The sequence below is a fragment of the Maribellus sp. CM-23 genome (assembly GCF_021354595.1).
Taxonomy (GTDB): domain Bacteria; phylum Bacteroidota; class Bacteroidia; order Bacteroidales; family Prolixibacteraceae; genus Draconibacterium.
In genome coordinates, this window is the sequence record NZ_JADWYJ010000004.1 from 577,358 (window position 1) to 594,052 (window position 16,695).

Sequence of the window (16,695 nt, forward strand, 5' to 3'; positions counted from 1 at the left end):
GAAAGGATAGTCAAGATAAAAACCAATAGATGAGCATGATAATGGAATTCATACCAACCGGGTTCCATACGATGCCTTAATAAAACAAACAATTTTAGTAAGATGAAAAGTTCAAAAATTACCATCATCTTTTACCTCGCTTTAATGTTTTCTTATCTGCTTGTTTCCTGTAGCGAAGAAGAGGGTATGAAGATGGAGGAACCACCGCAAATGTCGGTTCATGTGCCCGCTAAAGGGAATAGCTGGTTTTTGGACAATGTGGGAACCAGTCAAATGAAATCATCCGACTTTGACGGTTTTAGCTGGACCTCGAAAAGTTCAGTCTTACGCACCTATTTTCGTTTGGAAAAAGCCGGAGAAGTTCATATCGGAATAAAAGCAACAGTAGCCACTGGTACCTCTACTATTAAAGCAACTTTTCAGAACGAATCAAAAGACATAGAAATAAAAGATACCAATCACGGTATTGTGTATATAGGAGCCTTTACTGTTCCGACTGCTGGCTATTATTATATCGATTTACAGGGTATTGATCGTGGCAACACTCAGTTTGCTTCTATAGAATACATAGCTCTTGGTGGCGAAGCAACATCGTCAGGAGTGCATTTCTCGAACGAAGAATATTTTTACTGGGGCCGTAGAGGGCCATCTGTTCATCTTGCATATCAAAAAGCGGAGGGAACAGCTGATGTGCAATGGTTTTACAACGAAGTAACCGTACCGGAAGGAAACGATGTAGTTGGTTCTTATTTTATGGCCAATGGTTTTGGAGAAGGATATTTTGGCATGCAGGTGAATTCATCGAGTGAAAGAAGAATCCTGTTTTCGGTTTGGAGTCCCTATCAGACTGATGATCCGGGAAGTATTCCGGAGGACCAGCGGGTAAAGCTTATTGCAAAAGGCAACCAAACGACCATTAACGATTTTGGCGGAGAAGGTTCAGGCGGACAAAGTTACCTGGTTTTTAACTGGGAAGCAGGGAACACTTATCGGTTCCTGTTAAAAGGAGAACCTGCCGGTGATAATAAAACGGATTACACGGCCTACTTTTTTGATCCGAAACAAAGCAAATGGCATTTTATCGCACAGTGGAGACGTCCTATGATTTCCACTTATCTGACAGGCTTGCATTCGTTCCTCGAAAATTTTGACACGGCAACCGGTCCAATGGGACGAATGGTTAATTATAACAATCAGTGGGTTTACGATACCAACTCAACCTGGCACGAAATGACGCGTGCACGTTTTACGGCCGATGCAACTGCCCGAGATAAAGCCCGGTTGGATTACGCCGGTGGATACAAAAGCGGCGAGAATGGATTCTACCTGAGAAACTGTGGATTTTTTAACGAAACGTCGACGGTTGATACCTATCATACCCGGCCGGCTTTAGGCATTGCTCCCGACATTGATTTTGATGCTCTTTCTTCCAATTAATACAACGGGAATGTGACAATTTATAAAGCGGTGATATAATTTTGGAGGAGAGTTTATCTGTTCGTGGGTCATAATTATCAATCAGTTAAAGTTATTCGAATGAAGAATACAATTTTATGTTTTCAGGTATTACTTTGGGCGATTATCCTATTGGCTGGCTGTTCGAGAACGAAGCCAACCACGGATATCAAACTGTTAAATCCAAAAGCAGAAACGCTTTTTCCTGCCGATTTTATTTCACCGACTTTTACGTGGGAAGATCAAAATCTGAATGCAAAATTCTGGCAGTTATCGTTTAACGTTCAGGGAAAGGAAATTTTATCGCTTATTCTTGCCGGTCAGCAAAAATGGAAAGCGACACCCGAAGAATGGGAAACAATAAAAAAGCAGTCTGCAAACCAATCGATCAGTTTGATAATTAATGGATTGAGCGATACCATTAAACAAGAAGCCGTTTCGAATGCCGGAATCCAATTTAGTTTCTCGGTTGACTCAGTTGAAGCTCCTATTTTTTACCGGTCGGTTCCGCTGCCGTTTAAACATGCACGCGAACACCTTAATGAGATTGAGTGGAAATTGGGTTATGTTGACTCGGAAGAAAAGCCGTATACAGTAATTCAGAATTTGCCAGTGTGTGGCAACTGTCATTCTTTTTCGGCCGATGGAACTACCATTGCCATGGATGTTGATGCCCGGGATGAAAAGGGAGCTTACGCCATTGCCGATTTCTCAGAAACAACTGAATTTTCATCGGATAACATTATTAACTGGGCTGACTTTCAGAACGGAGAGTTTACCTATGGTTTGTTGTCGGCACTTTCGCCCGACGGAAGATATGCCATCAGCACGTTAAAAGACGCCGAGATTTTTGTGGACGTCGATAATTTCGAATATTCACAATTATTCTTTCCGATCAAAGGAATCTTGGCGTGGTACGACAGGGAGACCGAAAAGATGGCTGAACTTCCGGGAGCTAACGATACGGTTTGGGTGAACAGTAACCCAACCTGGAGCCCTGATGGCAAGTACATTTATTTCTCGCGGGCCAGGGCAAGACACTTCGATGAAAGCGGAATTATGTACGGGTCAAAAGCGGTTGACCAGGCAAAATACCAGCTATTCCTAAATAATTTTCTGGAGCGGAAAGACCTGGTAAAATTTGATATTTACAGGGTGCCGTTTAATGAGGGAAAAGGAGGAATTGCGGAACCGGTTTCCGGTGCTTCAGGTAATGACAGGAGCAACTATTTCCCCAAAATCTCCCCCGATGGAAAATGGATGGTATATACGCAGGCCGAAAGTTTTATGCTGCTTCAGAAAGACAGCAAGTTGTGTATTGTTTCCACCGATGGGGGAAGCGCCCGCGTGCTGAATTGTAATTCGGATAATATGAATTCGTGGCATTCGTGGTCGCCAAACGGAAAATGGCTGGTGTTTGCCTCAAAAGCCAATGGCCCGTTCACCCAACTTTACCTGACTCATATTGACGAGAATGGAAACGACTCGCCGGCGGTTTTGCTGGAAAACTTTATGTTCCCTAATCATGTGGCCAATATCCCCGAATTTGTGAATACCACCAACAGAAGACAATACTCAATAGAACCTACGTTTCTGGAGAGCGACGAGTTTGCGCTTCGGGCAGGAGAAATAAAAAACAAAGCAGGCGATTATAAAGGGGCACTTACTGATCTTACCCGGGCTGTTAAACTGGTGCCGGGTAATGCCGATGCCTGGCACAAGCGGGGCGATGTAAAAATGAAATTGGGAATGAAGAAAGAAGCTTTTGCCGACTTCGATAAAGCCATTGCATTAAACCCAAATAAAACCGATTACTGGATTTCGAGGGGGGCGGCCAATTCAGATTTGCAAAAGCATACCCAAGCCATCGAAGATTTGCAGCAGGCAGTTCGAATCGATCCGAATTCCTTTTTGGCGTACAACAATTTAGGTTTTGCTTATAGCCGGATTGGAAATTTCGAAGCAGCCATGTCGAATTATAACAAGGCGCTGAAGTTGAATCCTGCCTCGTATCTTACATTTGTAAACATTGGCATTGTAGAGGCCCGAAAAGGAAACCTGGATATCGCACTACAATATTTTGAAAAAGCGATTGACGGTGATCCTGACCTGGCAACCGCTTATGCTGCAAGGGCAAAGGCAAAGGAACAAATGGGAGATGTAGAGGCTGCAATGAACGACTATTTCAAAGCATTTCGTCTTGACCCGGGAAACAGTGAGCCGGCCTTTAATGTGAGTATGCTTAAGTACAAAAACAAGGATATTAACGGGGCTTTGGAGGTTTTAAATGAAATAAAGAAAAACAGGGGAGGCCTGCTACAGGCATACGAACTTTCTGCACGTTTTTATATCGAGTTGAGCCAGTTTACCCGCGCACGCGAAGAAATAAATGTGGTACTCGAAAAAGCGTCGGAAAATGGGGCAGCTGTATTTTTAAGCGGGATTATTTACCAGCGAAGCGGCGATCCGGAGAAAGCCTGTGATGAATTTCACCGGGCTTATTCGTTGGGATTTAACGATGCAAAAGATGCCATTGCAAAATACTGCAGGTAAGCAATTGGTCGGATTGTGTAACTGCCTCTGATGCTGGTTGGACGGTAAGTATAGGAAATCACGTGTTAAAAACTCACTTCGTTTAAAAACAACCGGTAGGGTGCTGAGTTTTTCATTAATTTTCGCTTATTTCACGTCTTTTAACATGGGGTAAATTGCTTGTCATTACGTCTTATTTACGACAGACAGCAATAATTTAAAAGCAATAATGGATTACGGGCAGGATACGGGGGATCTTATTTTGAAATCTTTAACCGGAAATCTGGGGAAAGAAGAAAAGGTTTTTTTTGAAAAATGGCTTGCTGAATCAGTGGATAACAAGCAGGAATACCAGTCATACAAAAAGTTGTGGAGTAAATCTGGTGAGCTGATTTTTTCTGATTCAATTGATGTTGAGTCGTCTTTAAAAGCAACCAAAGACCGCATGGATTTTAACCGGGGGAAGAAAAGGCGCTGGTTGTACTGGACGCAACAAATTGCGGCTATTCTGGTGCTGGCGATTGTATTTGCATCGCTTTACCAGTATTTTACGAAGCCTGGACCGGTAGCTCCAATATATCAGAATGTTTCTACCACTTACGGGATGCAGACAAGTATAACACTTGCCGACGGAACAAAAGTTTGGCTCAATTCCGACAGTCATCTTCATTTTCCTGTTTCATTTGATAATATGGATGAGCGACGAGTCGTGCTGAATGGTGAAGCATTTTTTGAAGTGACACACAACCCGGAAATACCATTTATTGTAAATGCCGGTGAGTTGGATGTAAAAGTTCTGGGAACGTCTTTTAATGTTTCAGCCTATAACGAGTATGATAAATTAACGGTGGCTTTACAGGAAGGGAAAGTAAGTCTCGTTCAGGCAAACTCAGACTCCGGAAAGGAATTACTCACCATGAAGCCCAACCAGGTAGCAACATTTAACTACGGGTCACGTTCTTTAAATGTTGCAGAAGAAAGTGATCTTGGAAAATACTGTGATTGGAAAGAGGGACGTTTGGCCTTTTTTGGTGATGACATTGAAACGGTTGTTCAAAAGTTGGAGAAATGGTACAATGTGGAAACCGTAATTGCAGATGAAGCAATCCAGCAATATCATTTTACCGCAACATTTACCGACGAAACGTTGAATCAGGCCTTAAGTCTTTTGTGTAGTTCTTCAGGTATCAATTACAAAGTAAATGCAGCTGAAAGGAAAGCTGACGGTTCATACACAAAACGTAAGGTTATTTTATCGTCGAAGAAAATTCAGTGAACAAAGTAGGCATATGAATGGAGACACACTCCTCTGTCCGTTTTACCTGAAGAGGTTCAGACTAATCAAATAGTAAATAAATAGGAACATTAGAGTTATGAAAAAATAGGATTAACAGTATAATTCCTAATGAGGAGGAGACGAGAAAAAAGGTTTATACGATGAAGACAACAATCCTGACAATATGTTTTTTTGCATGTTTCCTGATTGTGCCGCATTTGTATGCTCAGGAAACTAAGGGGATTGCGCTGAAATTGAATGACGTTTCTATTAAGGATGCTTTGAGGCAGGTAGAACGATCAAGCAACTATTTTTTTCTTTATAATAATAACCTGATAGATGTCGATCGAAAGGTTACGGTTGATGTTGAGCAGGCAAGCATCGAAAAAATAATCGATCTTATTTTTCAAGGGCAAAAGATAAACTACGTCGTAAAAGGCAGGCAAATTGTTATCTCTCCACTGGATCTAAAAGCATTTCAAGATAATCGAACTATTGCAAAAGGAAGAGTTACTGACGAATGGAATGAACCACTTTCCGGGGTAGCGGTGTTAATTGAAGGGACCACCTCGGGGACCATTACCGATACAGACGGAAACTTTGTGGTTGATTTGGATAGCCTCCCTGCCGTTCTCCAGTTTTCCTTTTTGGGAATGGAGCCGCGATCGGTTAACTACAACGGGCAGGAAAATTTGCCAGTGGTAATGTTTTCGAAAAACCGGGAACTCGACGAAATAATTGTGGTGGCATATGGAAGGCAATCGACTGAAACAGTTACCGGTGCAATTCAGTCGATCAATATCAATAAAATCAGTCGTGTTAGTTCTCCCCATGTGTCCAATATTATTCAGAGTTCAGCTTCCGGATTATTGGTGGTGAATACATCGGGAGAGCCGGGAGAAAAACCCGAATTACGAATTCGTGGCGACGGGTCAATCAATTATTCGAATGAACCACTTTGGGTGATCGACGGCGTAATTTTTGGTAATTCATCGCCCGATATCAACCCTAATGATATCGAGTCAATTTCGGTGTTGAAAGATGCTGCAGCTTCTGCGCTTTATGGATCAAGGGCTTCGAACGGAATTATCCTGGTTGAGACCAAAACAGGAAACATTGCTACCTCCAGTTTTAAATTTATCTCCAACACCGGTGTTGCATTTTTAAATCAGGGAGAGTTCTCTCTGATGAATGGACAGGAACTTTACGATTACATTTCTCCGATGATCAACAGTGAAGACCAGTTTCCTTTGCCCTCCGCAACCTCAAATAGTGTAAAAAAGGGAACCAACTGGCTCGACATTGCCATGCAACCCGGAATTATTCACGACTATAATTTATCGTACCAGGGAGGATCAGGAAAAACGATGATCTATACAAACTGGGGGTACTACAACGAAGACGGAGCTGTTGTCGGGCACAAATGGGAAAAATTTTCAGGCCGTATCAACCTGGATTACAATGCATCGAAACGGGTTAAACTGGTAGCCAAACTGAGTGGCATATTTCAGAATAAATTTAATAGCGAGAATGCTCTACTTTCGTATGCTTATTTAATGCTTCCGTGGGATAATCCGTATAACGAAGACGGAAGCATTAAAAAAGTCACAGGGAATGACGAAAGCCCGGTTTGGTATAGCCGCGACAAGATAAATCCATTGTATGACAGACAGTTTAATTATAATAAAAGCCGCAGTGCGCAGTACATGTCAGACTTTAGACTGGAGTTGAAACTAACGGACTGGCTGACCTTTTCTTCAGGAAACCGGCTACATACCATCAATAATCGGTATGAGAATATTATCGATGCCCGGTCGTTAAGGGGGCAGGCCGACAACGGTTCCATTGAAAATAACTATGGTTACCGGCAAAATCTTTCTACCAGCAATGTTTTTCGCTTCAGTTTTGAGTCGCAGCAGCATCGGGTATTCGGATTGGCTGCCTACGAGTACTCAAAATCTTATGCAGATGGTATTCTCGGGATAGGAAAAGGTATATATCCAAGCCTGGAAATTTTAAATGCTACTTCAACACCCAAGTATTTAGGTGGCGGTAAAACCGAATCGGCTTTTTTGTCGCAGTTATCGGATGTGCAGTATAATTACGGCGAGAAGTACATGGCCCAGCTTTCGTATCGAAGAGACGGATCGTCACGCTTTGGAGTTAACAAACGTTTCGGTGATTTCTATTCGGTTAGTGTTGCGTGGGCGCTTCACAATGAAAAATTTATGAAATCGCTTGATTTTATTGATCAGTTGAAGTTGCGTGGTAGTTATGGCTCGGTTGGAAACGCCAATATCACGGATTATGTGTCACAGGGAATCTACAATGTAACGGTGCAGTACGATGGGGTTCCCGGAGGCTACCCACGGCGCCTGGCCAACCCCGACCTGACCTGGGAGTCGAATTATAATACCAATGTAGGTGTTGATGCAGGTTTGTTCGGGCAAATCGATCTTTCAGTTGATTTGTACAACAAGAAAACCGAAAACCTGTTGCAGGATGTTCCGCTTCCGATGGTTAGTGGGTTTTACTGGTTTACCGATAATGTAGGGGCGATTCAAAACCGCGGAGTTGAATTTCTTGTTAAGGCAGATATTGTCGAACACGATAAATTGAAGTGGAATGCCGACTTTAATATCAGCTTCAATAAAAACAAAGTACTGAGGTTAAACGAGGGAAAAGACATCATTACCGGAAATAAAATCATCCGCGAAGGCTGGGATATGAATACCTGGTACCTGCGAAAATGGGCCGGTGTGAATTCTGAAAATGGTGATCCTCTGTGGGAAAGAGTGGTAACTGATGAGAACGGGAACAAGGTAGTTGAAATCACCAATAATTACAGCCGGGCAACTTTGCAAAACGTCGGGTCTTCGTCTCCCCGTTTTTTTGGAGGTTTTACCAACCAGTTTTGCTATGGAACGATAAGCCTTACTGCCAATTTTAACTTTGTGGCAGGAAATAAAGTATACAATTCCTATCGCGAGTTTTTTGATAACGATGGAGCTTATCCAAGCTACAATTCGATGAAACTGTCCGACGGATGGAGTAGGTGGGAAAAACCGGGAGACGAGGCAACGCATCCAAAGCCGGTTTTGCAAGGGAATAAATTGTCGAACAAAGTATCGTCAAGGTACATTGAAAATGGTAGTTTCATTCGCTTAAGACAGCTGGTCGTGGCTTACTCTCTGCCTGAAACATTTTTGGAACGGGTTCATATAAAAGAGGCCGTTTTGAAACTTTCAGGCGAGAATCTGTTTACAATAACTGACTTTTCGGGGATGGATCCGGAAGTGGGGATTGACGGATATTCCGGAGCGTTCTTTCCGGTTACTCGAAAATATATATTCGGATTGGATATTAGTTTTTAATCATTACAGGAAAAGGAGAGGAGAAAATGAATAAGATAGCCGCATGTATTTTGGTCGCATTTTCGGTGAGTGCCTGTAATCTCGACTTTGCTCCGTATGAAGGTTTGCCGGAGTCGGATCTTATTGAAAACGAGCTTGGACTACAGGGCGCCACAATCGGAAATTATAATTACCTGAAAGATTCGTATTACCAACGCAACTTTCATTTTTTTGGAGAATACGGAGGCGATAATGTTTCATTGAGTGGTACTACTACCGATCAACTTTTCTATTGCTACAATTATCAGCATTTCCCTGCCATGTTCCCCACCACCGCATTTTGGGAAAAAGCCTATCAGTTGGTTGTTGGCTGCAATAAGGTTATTCAGGCAATTGATGATAGTGCTACGGTTGAAATGCGTCAGATTAAAGGAGAGAACCTGTTTTTACGGGCACAGGCTCTGTTTCATTTGTGCAATACTTTCGGAAGGCCGTATTGTCAAAATCCTGAAATAAACCCCGGGATTCCGGTGAAGCTGGATGATGTTGTGGAAAATGTCCCTCCCCGTTCAACCGTAAAACAAGTGTATCAACAGGTAATTGACGACTTATTGTATGCAGAGCAGCTTATGAGCAGCGGAAAGAAAAATATCTATGCGTCGAAAGAGGTGGCGGAAGCCTTGTTGTCGAGGGTGTATTTGTATATGTCGGGAACGCCGGATAACCCAAATCGTGAATATGCGGAAAAAGTTGTAGAATACGCCGGTAAGGTTATTGCCTCGGGGCGATACTCACTGATGGATACTGAAAGTTATAAAACGTATTTTCGTTTGTCGCCGGAAGATAACCGCGAAACTATTTTTGCAGTGAAACACATCGCTGATGTGGATGATCAGGGGTGGAATTCAATCGGCTCAATGTATAACTATGTATCAGAACAAGGCTGGGGAGAGATGTACGCGTCACTGTCGTACCGGGAACTACTCGATCAGAATCCTGACGATGCGCGTCACTCATTCATAGAGCCACAATACGAGGCCGATGGTATTACGCTTCAAAAGCGCAATGGTTATCCCAAATACTTCATTAATAAATACTCGTTGCAGGAAAATAATCCTACTTTGAGTTCTCCTGTTTTTCTGCGGCTTGCTGAAATGTACCTCAACCGGGCTGAAGCCAATGCTAAACTGGGTAACAACCAGGCTGCCATTGATGATGTTAACCTGATTCGGGAGCGTGCGGGATTAACCGGCGACCAGCTATACACCCTAGATGATCTGAAGGGAAGGTACAGTGTATTGGAAGTGGTTCTGGAAGAGCGCAGGCTCGAGTTGGCTTTCGAAGCCCAGCGGCGTTGGGATATTTTTAGAAACGGATTGACACTCGACCGGCACTATCCCGGAATTCATGAAAACGGTGATGCGCTTCTTTCTGTGTCACCTGATCACCCACGGGTTGTTTTTTTTATTCCTGAGTCACAGATACTTGTTCATGATGGGTTGATTCAGAATCCGTAGTTATTTTTCCTTTTCGCGATCGCGATTCTGAATTTTCTCAAAATAGTAGGGAAGTTAAAGCGTCGGAATCTTCCATGCTAAAAAATGCCCTTCTTTTTCACCCAATCTTGTTGCTCTCAGAGCTGTCTAAGTAAAAAAGTAGGGAAAACCCACCCCCCGGTTTAGGCATGCCCCCAAAAGAATCTGTTGGAAGCTAAGTAATTTTGTTGCCACATTAATTATTGAACAATGTACAGCAACGGATTAAAAGGGAAGAACAAGAATATTGTTATTCTGACCGAGTTCATGGAAGGAGCCTGGGAGTCGGCGATCTTTTCACACAGAAACCTGATAAACAGTAATCACGGGGTTGTTTTTGTTCAAACCTATAGTAAGCCCAGGTACGGTCAGTCGTTACTGAAAAATTTCGTGCCGGTAATGAAACAAATCGTTCGGAATGAGTTGCTGGAATTGAAGTTGAAAGCCGTAAATGAGTTTAAGTTTGAAGAATCACGTGTGTCGATTCGTCCTTTTGAAGGTGATTGGTTTAGTTTTTTAAACGGAGGACAAAAATCGCTGTCGCCCGAATTGCTGGTTGTTAGTTTAAAGAAAGCTTTCCCCGGAGTTTGTTGCCCGATTATTGGCAAAATCCAGAAGCTGGCAGAACAAACTACCAATCCATTGTTGATTTTACCTGCCTCATTTGCTCCGGCGAAACTTAAAAGTATATTGTTTCTAACCAGCAAAGAACTGTCTTTTTTGCGCAAACTGGATGAGTGTGAGTCGGTAAGCACGCTGCTGCAAAAATCGGAAACCGACTTGCGCATATTGCTCGATAAAAATACGGCACCTCCGGTTGACTGGAACAGTTATGTGTCGAACCAATGGGGAGCCGCACTTAAATCAAACGAGGCCGTTCCGTTTGAAAAAGTTCATCAGTTATTAAAAGATACCTATAAATATGATTTGGTCATTGTAGACCAGGAGCTATTAAAATCGCCGTTTGGAAAGGCTTTAAACCTGAAAAAGTGGTTCAGAAACAAATACTCCAAACCCGTTTTAATTTGTTAATAATGGCAAAAACTACTATTCATCATATTCTGGTTCCGGTGACTCTCGATGAGCATGGAATCAACTCGATCAGACAAGCGCTTATTTTAAGCCGCAAGTTTGATTCGAAAGTAACCTTGCTGTATGTGGCGCCCCGGTTCAGCATGCTGGGAAAATACTATCGCCCCATGGAGAGGTTGCATTACAAACGCGAGGCATTTGCGAGGTTCAAAAAGTTTGTCAAAGATTTTTTTGAACAGAAGATTCCGGGATTTATTCGCTTAAAGCTGCGCAAGGGAAGTCTGCAGAAATGGGTCGTTTCGTTTATCCACCGGGCAAAGTACGACCTGGTGGTGATCAATAAACGGCTGGGCAACGATTCAAGTGGCCTCCGGAAATGGAGCGACCAGGTAAGCCAGATGGTGGCAGAAGCGTACTGCCCTGTGGTGACTTTTGATGGAGTACCGTCTGAAGAAGAAAAGCACAAAATTCTGGTGCCGATTGATATACGTCGCCGCTACAACCACAACGTAAAATGGGCGGCAGAACTTGCCAAAAAATACAATGCCAAAATCCATCTGATGTCGGTTTTGAACGAAAAGATGAAGCGGGAAAACAGCAGCATTCATACCAAAATATGGAAAATAGAAGATTGGCTGCTGAAGCAGGACATTGCGTGTGAAACTACTTTGTTGAGGGGAGATGAAAAGGAAATGCACAAAATGGTCCCCGACTTTATCAACGAAAGCAAGCCCGATATGGTGGTGATCATGACCAACCAGGAAGTGTTGATCAATATCAAAAGCATCGGGAAAATGGCTTCGAATGTGATCAAACAATCAGAATACCCGGTTTTCACGATTACACCAAAAAAGGAATCGCTGTTTACTATTTTGATTGATGTATTAAAGAGTATGGGTAAAAGAAAAAAATATGAACACAAAGATTAAGGAACTAACCGAGAATATCTACAAGGAAGGTATCGAAAAGGCAAAAAACGAAGGCGATTTGCTGGTTGAAGAAGCAAGAAAAGAAGCTGAAAAAATGTTGAGCGATGCCCGGCAGAAAGCGGAGCTGATGGTTTCTGAAGCTAAAGCTGAGTCGGAAAAGATCTATGCTGCCATGCAGGAAGAACTGGAGTCTATTTCAACGCAAATGCTTGAAATTACCAGGCAGGAGGTAAGCAATGTGGTTTCGGCCGAGCTAGGTAAAGAGCTTGCTGCACATGCCACTGCCGACCCAAAACTGATCCATGATATGATGTTGGAAATTACCCGTTCGTGGGTAAATCCAAACGGGAACGGTTCTGCCAACGAAGCATTGGTGCCTGAAAACCTGATCGGGGAACTGGAGCCGCTTTACAAAGCGTCGGCCGCCAAAATCCTGAACTCGGGGCTGGTTATCAAACCTGTTCGCGGCATGGAAAAAGGATTTCAGCTGCTCAACAATCACGAAGGCTACAAAGTCTCGTTCACCGAAGACGATTTTCAAACTTTTTTTGAATCACTAATCAAGCCGAAAGTGAAAGAGCTGCTTTTTAATTCCTAAGTTTCATGAATACTTATTATGCGTTTATATCCGGGCTGCCGGAGCTAAAACTGGCTCCTGAAAAAGAAGTACAGCAACCGGCAGAGTTTTATGCCCGCCTGAAAGAGGTGCTGGCCGAAAATGAACTTCGGTGGGCTGAACTTTTGTGGATGCGCGGATTTCATAATACGCTGGTACTGTATGCGAGTGGAAGAACGCAAATAGAAACACTTCCCTTTGGCTGGAAAGCCGAAATGCTGGAGCCTGAAAACGAACAGTTTCAGGCTTTGCCGACTTACCTCCGCGAATGGATAAGCTGGCAAAAGCAACAGGAGGGAAGCGTTTCGGAACGTACCAGTGGGCAAAAACTTCAGGAGCTTTATTTTTCTGCACTTCGTGACTCCGGGAACCGTTTTCTGGAACTGTGGGGCGAATGGGAACTTAACCGGGTTAATTACCTTGCTTTCAGGCGTAGCGGAAAATCGGCCGACGAGAAAAAATGTCAGCTGGTGGAAGGGAATTCGTACTACGAGTTGTTGCTCGATTTTAACGAAGAAGCCCGTGTGGTTACGTCAGAGTTTGATGCTTCCGAAAAGTTGAAAAAGCTTTCGGACAACACCAATTTGCAGGAACGGGAAAAGAAAATAGATGCGCTCCGATGGGCTCAAATCGACGAGATCAATCGTTTTGAATATTTCTCGGCCGATGTGATTCTGGGCTATTTGCAAAAACTGATAATCATCGACAGGTGGACAGGTATTCATAACCCGGAAAAAACGGTGGTGCCCGAAGAACTGGCTGAAGCCATGGTACGCGCGTACGACAGTAGTCAACAACTTCACTTCTGATTCAATTAAATCCCGGTTTTCAAAAGAATAAAATTGCTATGGAAAACAAGAATATTATAAGTAAAGGAAAAGTAACCGCCATTGTGGGCAACCTGGTTGAGGTTGAAACCAGGGGAGCATTGATCCAGAATGGGATTTGCTTTTTTCAACACGATGGAAAAGAAATAATGGGCGAAGTAATTAAAACTTCGGGACAGACTGCCTATGTGCAGGTTTTTGAAGCAACCCGCGGTTTTAAAGTAGGCCTCGATGTTCATTTTATCGATTCGATGCTGGAAGTAACAATGGGGCCGGGAATGCTTACACGCAATTACGACGGGCTTCAGAACGACCTGGATAAAATCGACGGTATTTTTCTGGAAGCAGGTTCACGTTCGTATCCGCTTGAAAACGACTCGGTTTGGCATTTCAAACCGCTGGCAAAAGTGGGCGACCTGGTAACTGCTGCCGACTGGCTGGGACAGGTGCCCGAACATCATATTCAGCATAAAATTATGGTTCCTTTTAAGTTGGAGGGAGAATATGAAATAAGCTGGCTGGCCGGCGAAGGTGAATACCAACTGAGTGATACCATTGCCCGCTTAAAAGACGACAATGGCCGTGAACACGAGGTTTCCATGAGTTTTACCTGGCCCGTGAAAAAGGCTTTCAGAGGCTACCGCGAGAAATTGCGCCCGGGTAAACTGTTTGAAACCGGGGTTCGGGTAATCGATACGCTTAACCCGATTATGGAAGGCGGAACCGGCTTTATTCCCGGTCCGTTTGGTAGCGGAAAAACCGTTCTGCAGCACGCACTGGCCAAACAGGCAGCTGCCGATGTGGTAATTGTCGCAGCCTGTGGCGAGCGCGCCAACGAGGTGGTGGAGATCTTCTCGGAATTTCCGCACCTGGACGACCCGCACACCGGGGGAAAACTGGCTGAACGGACCATTATTATTGCCAATACTTCGAATATGCCGGTGGCAGCGCGTGAAGCTTCGGTTTACACTGCCATGACACTGGCCGAATATTTCCGCTCGCAGGGCTTGCGGACACTGCTTTTGGCTGATTCCACATCAAGGTGGGCACAGGCTCTGCGTGAAATGTCGAACCGGATGGAAGAACTGCCCGGACCGGATGCGTTCCCGATGGACTTGTCGGCCATTATTGCCAACTACTACTCGCGGGCAGGTTACACCTTGTTGCCCAACGGAAAAAGTGGTTCCATTACTTTTATCGGTACCGTTTCGCCGGCCGGTGGAAACCTGCTGGAGCCGGTTACCGAAGCCACCAAAAAAGTGGCACGCTGCTTTTTTGCCTTGTCGCAAAACCGCGCCGACAGTAAACGCTATCCGGCCATCGATCCGAACGACAGCTACTCAAAATATGTGGAGTACGACGAGTTTATCGCTTTTGCCAAACGCGAAATCAGTGCCGACTGGATTGAGAACATCGAATTTGTAAAGTATTTTCTGATCCAGGGAAACGAGATCAGGGAACAGATCAATATTCTGGGCGACGATGGCGTTCCGGTAAACTACCACGAAACATTCTGGAAATCGGAACTGATCGACTTTGCCATTTTGCAACAGGATGCTTTTGATGCGGTTGACTGTAACTCGCCGCTCAAACGCCAGAAATACATGCTCGAAAAAGTAATTGGACTGGTACGGAAAGAATTCAGCTTTTCTGATTTTGATGAGGTGCGCGACTTTTTCAAACGCGTCATCAACCTGTTCAAACAAATGAACTACGCCGAATTCAAGAGCCAGCAGTTCAAAGAATACGAAGCACAGTTAGAAGAATACATCAATCAAAATGTAACAGTATCATGAGAGCAAAAGCCTTTCAAAAAATATATTGCCGGTTAAACAACATTACAAAAGCTACCTGTACGCTCGATGCCACAGGCGTTGGCTACGAAGAAATGGCTTATGTTCAGGGACGAACTGCCCAGGTAGTAAAGATTGCCGGGAAAAGTGTGACGCTTCAGGTATTTGAAGGTACCGAAGGTTTGCAAAACGATGCCGAAGTAATTTTTACCGGACGGGCCCCGTGGTTGCCGCTTAGCGCCCACATGGCCGGACGGTTTTTCGATGCTTTTGGCTCGCCCATCGATGGTTTGCCTGCTGTTGAAGGCCGCGAGTATCCGATCGGAGGGCCATCGGTAAACCCGGTGCGACGTAAACAACCCAGCGAATTTATAGCTACGGGTATTGCGGGTATCGACCTGAACAACTCACTGGTCTCGGGGCAGAAAATCCCGTTTTTTGCCGATCCCGACCAGCCGTACAATCAGGTACTTGCGCTTATTGCCTTGCGTGCCAAGGTGGACAAAATTATCCTGGGCGGAATGGGGCTGACCCGCGATGATTACTTGTTCTTCAAAAACACCTTTGAGAAAGGATACGGACAGTCGAAAATCATTGGCTTTATAAATACCACCGATAAGTCGCCTATTGAAATGTTGCTGATTCCGGACATGGCACTGGCTGCCGCGGAATATTATGCGGTGGAGAAGAATGAGAAAGTACTGGTGCTGCTTACCGATATGACGCAGTATGCCAACGCACTGAGTATTGTTTCGAACCGTATGGACCAGATTCCTTCGAAAGACAGTATGCCGGGATCGTTGTACAGCGACCTGGCCAAGATATACGAAAAAGCCGTTCAGTTCCCCGATGGCGGAAACATCACGATTCTGGCGGTAACAACCTTGTCGGGCGGCGACATTACGCATGCCATTCCGGATAACACGGGGTACATTACCGAAGGACAGTTGTTCCTGCGTCGTTCGTCGGATGTAAACAAGGTAATTGTTGACCCGTTCCGAAGCTTGTCACGTCTGAAACAGCTGGTGATCGGAAAAGTGACACGTAAAGATCATCCGCAGGTGATGAACTCGGCGATCCGGCTTTATGCCGATGCCGCCAACTCGAAAACAAAAATGGAGAACGGTTTCGAGCTGTCAGACTACGACCGCAGGGTGTTGCAGTTTGCCGAAGAATATTCGAGAAACATTCTGGCCATTGATGTAAACCTCGAGGTGGAGGAGATGCTGGAAGAAACCTGGCGGATTATGAGTAAATACCTGAGCCGCGATGAGGTTGGTATTAAGCAGGAATTTGTTGACAAATACTGGGTTGAATCCTAAGCAAACAAATGAGAAGTGATAAAAT

Annotated in this window: 11 protein-coding genes; all 11 read left to right on the forward strand. The window is 44.2% G+C overall.

What is annotated here, in order from left to right:
* The first annotated feature begins 102 nt into the window (after nt 1–102).
* The 11 genes from INQ51_RS16160 (at nt 103) to INQ51_RS16210 (ending at nt 16,670) form a co-directional block, all read left to right on the forward strand.
* Nucleotides 103–1,437, forward strand: a complete 1,335-nt coding sequence (locus tag INQ51_RS16160; protein WP_233378987.1) for a DUF3472 domain-containing protein — start codon at nt 103–105, stop codon at nt 1,435–1,437.
* A gap of 99 nt (nt 1,438–1,536) precedes the next feature.
* Nucleotides 1,537–4,008 carry a tetratricopeptide repeat protein gene (locus INQ51_RS16165; RefSeq protein WP_233378988.1) on the forward strand — a complete coding sequence of 824 codons (2,472 nt, stop codon included), beginning with the start codon at nt 1,537–1,539 and terminating at the stop codon, nt 4,006–4,008.
* 208 nt (nt 4,009–4,216) lie between these two features.
* Nucleotides 4,217–5,263 carry a FecR family protein gene (locus tag INQ51_RS16170; protein ID WP_233378989.1) on the forward strand — a complete coding sequence of 349 codons (1,047 nt, stop codon included), beginning with the start codon at nt 4,217–4,219 and terminating at the stop codon, nt 5,261–5,263.
* A 161-nt stretch (nt 5,264–5,424) separates the two neighbouring features.
* A complete protein-coding gene (locus tag INQ51_RS16175; protein WP_233378990.1) occupies nt 5,425–8,637 on the forward strand; it encodes a SusC/RagA family TonB-linked outer membrane protein in 3,213 nt (1,070 codons plus the stop codon).
* A gap of 26 nt (nt 8,638–8,663) precedes the next feature.
* The gene (locus tag INQ51_RS16180) at nt 8,664–10,133 is read left to right on the forward strand and encodes a RagB/SusD family nutrient uptake outer membrane protein (protein ID WP_233378991.1); all 1,470 of its coding nucleotides are present in this window, start codon (nt 8,664–8,666) and stop codon (nt 10,131–10,133) included.
* Between the two features lie 228 nt (nt 10,134–10,361).
* On the forward strand, nt 10,362–11,183 hold the full coding sequence (locus INQ51_RS16185) for a hypothetical protein (protein ID WP_233378992.1): 822 nt from the start codon (nt 10,362–10,364) through the stop codon (nt 11,181–11,183).
* A gap of 2 nt (nt 11,184–11,185) precedes the next feature.
* Entirely contained in the window at nt 11,186–12,112 is a 927-nt protein-coding gene (locus INQ51_RS16190; protein WP_233378993.1) for a universal stress protein, read from the forward strand.
* Entirely contained in the window at nt 12,096–12,710 is a 615-nt protein-coding gene (locus INQ51_RS16195; protein ID WP_233378994.1) for a hypothetical protein, read from the forward strand. The genes INQ51_RS16190 and INQ51_RS16195 overlap by 17 nt, the downstream gene beginning before the upstream one ends.
* 5 nt (nt 12,711–12,715) lie before the next feature.
* On the forward strand, nt 12,716–13,537 hold the full coding sequence (locus tag INQ51_RS16200; RefSeq protein ID WP_233378995.1) for a DUF2764 family protein: 822 nt from the start codon (nt 12,716–12,718) through the stop codon (nt 13,535–13,537).
* Nucleotides 13,538–13,575: 38 nt separating this feature from the next.
* Nucleotides 13,576–15,351, forward strand: coding sequence for a V-type ATP synthase subunit A (locus tag INQ51_RS16205; RefSeq protein WP_233378996.1), 1,776 nt, complete (start codon nt 13,576–13,578; stop codon nt 15,349–15,351).
* Nucleotides 15,348–16,670: a V-type ATP synthase subunit B gene (locus INQ51_RS16210; RefSeq protein WP_233378997.1), complete on the forward strand. Its 1,323-nt coding sequence runs from the start codon at nt 15,348–15,350 to the stop codon at nt 16,668–16,670. Before INQ51_RS16205 ends, INQ51_RS16210 begins: the two co-directional genes overlap by 4 nt.
* Nucleotides 16,671–16,695 lie beyond the last annotated feature (25 nt).

Bases quoted from the DNA above. Each gene is read 5' to 3' on its own strand.
- INQ51_RS16180 (WP_233378991.1), top strand. From the start codon at position 8,664: ATGAATAAGATAGCCGCATGTATTTTGGTCGCATTTTCGGTGAGTGCC.
- INQ51_RS16175 (WP_233378990.1), top strand. From the start codon at position 5,425: ATGAAGACAACAATCCTGACAATATGTTTTTTTGCATGTTTCCTGATT.
- INQ51_RS16185 (WP_233378992.1), top strand. From the start codon at position 10,362: ATGTACAGCAACGGATTAAAAGGGAAGAACAAGAATATTGTTATTCTG.
- INQ51_RS16210 (WP_233378997.1), top strand. From the start codon at position 15,348: ATGAGAGCAAAAGCCTTTCAAAAAATATATTGCCGGTTAAACAACATT.
- INQ51_RS16170 (WP_233378989.1), top strand. From the start codon at position 4,217: ATGGATTACGGGCAGGATACGGGGGATCTTATTTTGAAATCTTTAACC.
- INQ51_RS16190 (WP_233378993.1), top strand. From the start codon at position 11,186: ATGGCAAAAACTACTATTCATCATATTCTGGTTCCGGTGACTCTCGAT.
- INQ51_RS16200 (WP_233378995.1), top strand. From the start codon at position 12,716: ATGAATACTTATTATGCGTTTATATCCGGGCTGCCGGAGCTAAAACTG.
- INQ51_RS16160 (WP_233378987.1), top strand. From the start codon at position 103: ATGAAAAGTTCAAAAATTACCATCATCTTTTACCTCGCTTTAATGTTT.
- INQ51_RS16165 (WP_233378988.1), top strand. From the start codon at position 1,537: ATGAAGAATACAATTTTATGTTTTCAGGTATTACTTTGGGCGATTATC.
- INQ51_RS16205 (WP_233378996.1), top strand. From the start codon at position 13,576: ATGGAAAACAAGAATATTATAAGTAAAGGAAAAGTAACCGCCATTGTG.
- INQ51_RS16195 (WP_233378994.1), top strand. From the start codon at position 12,096: ATGAACACAAAGATTAAGGAACTAACCGAGAATATCTACAAGGAAGGT.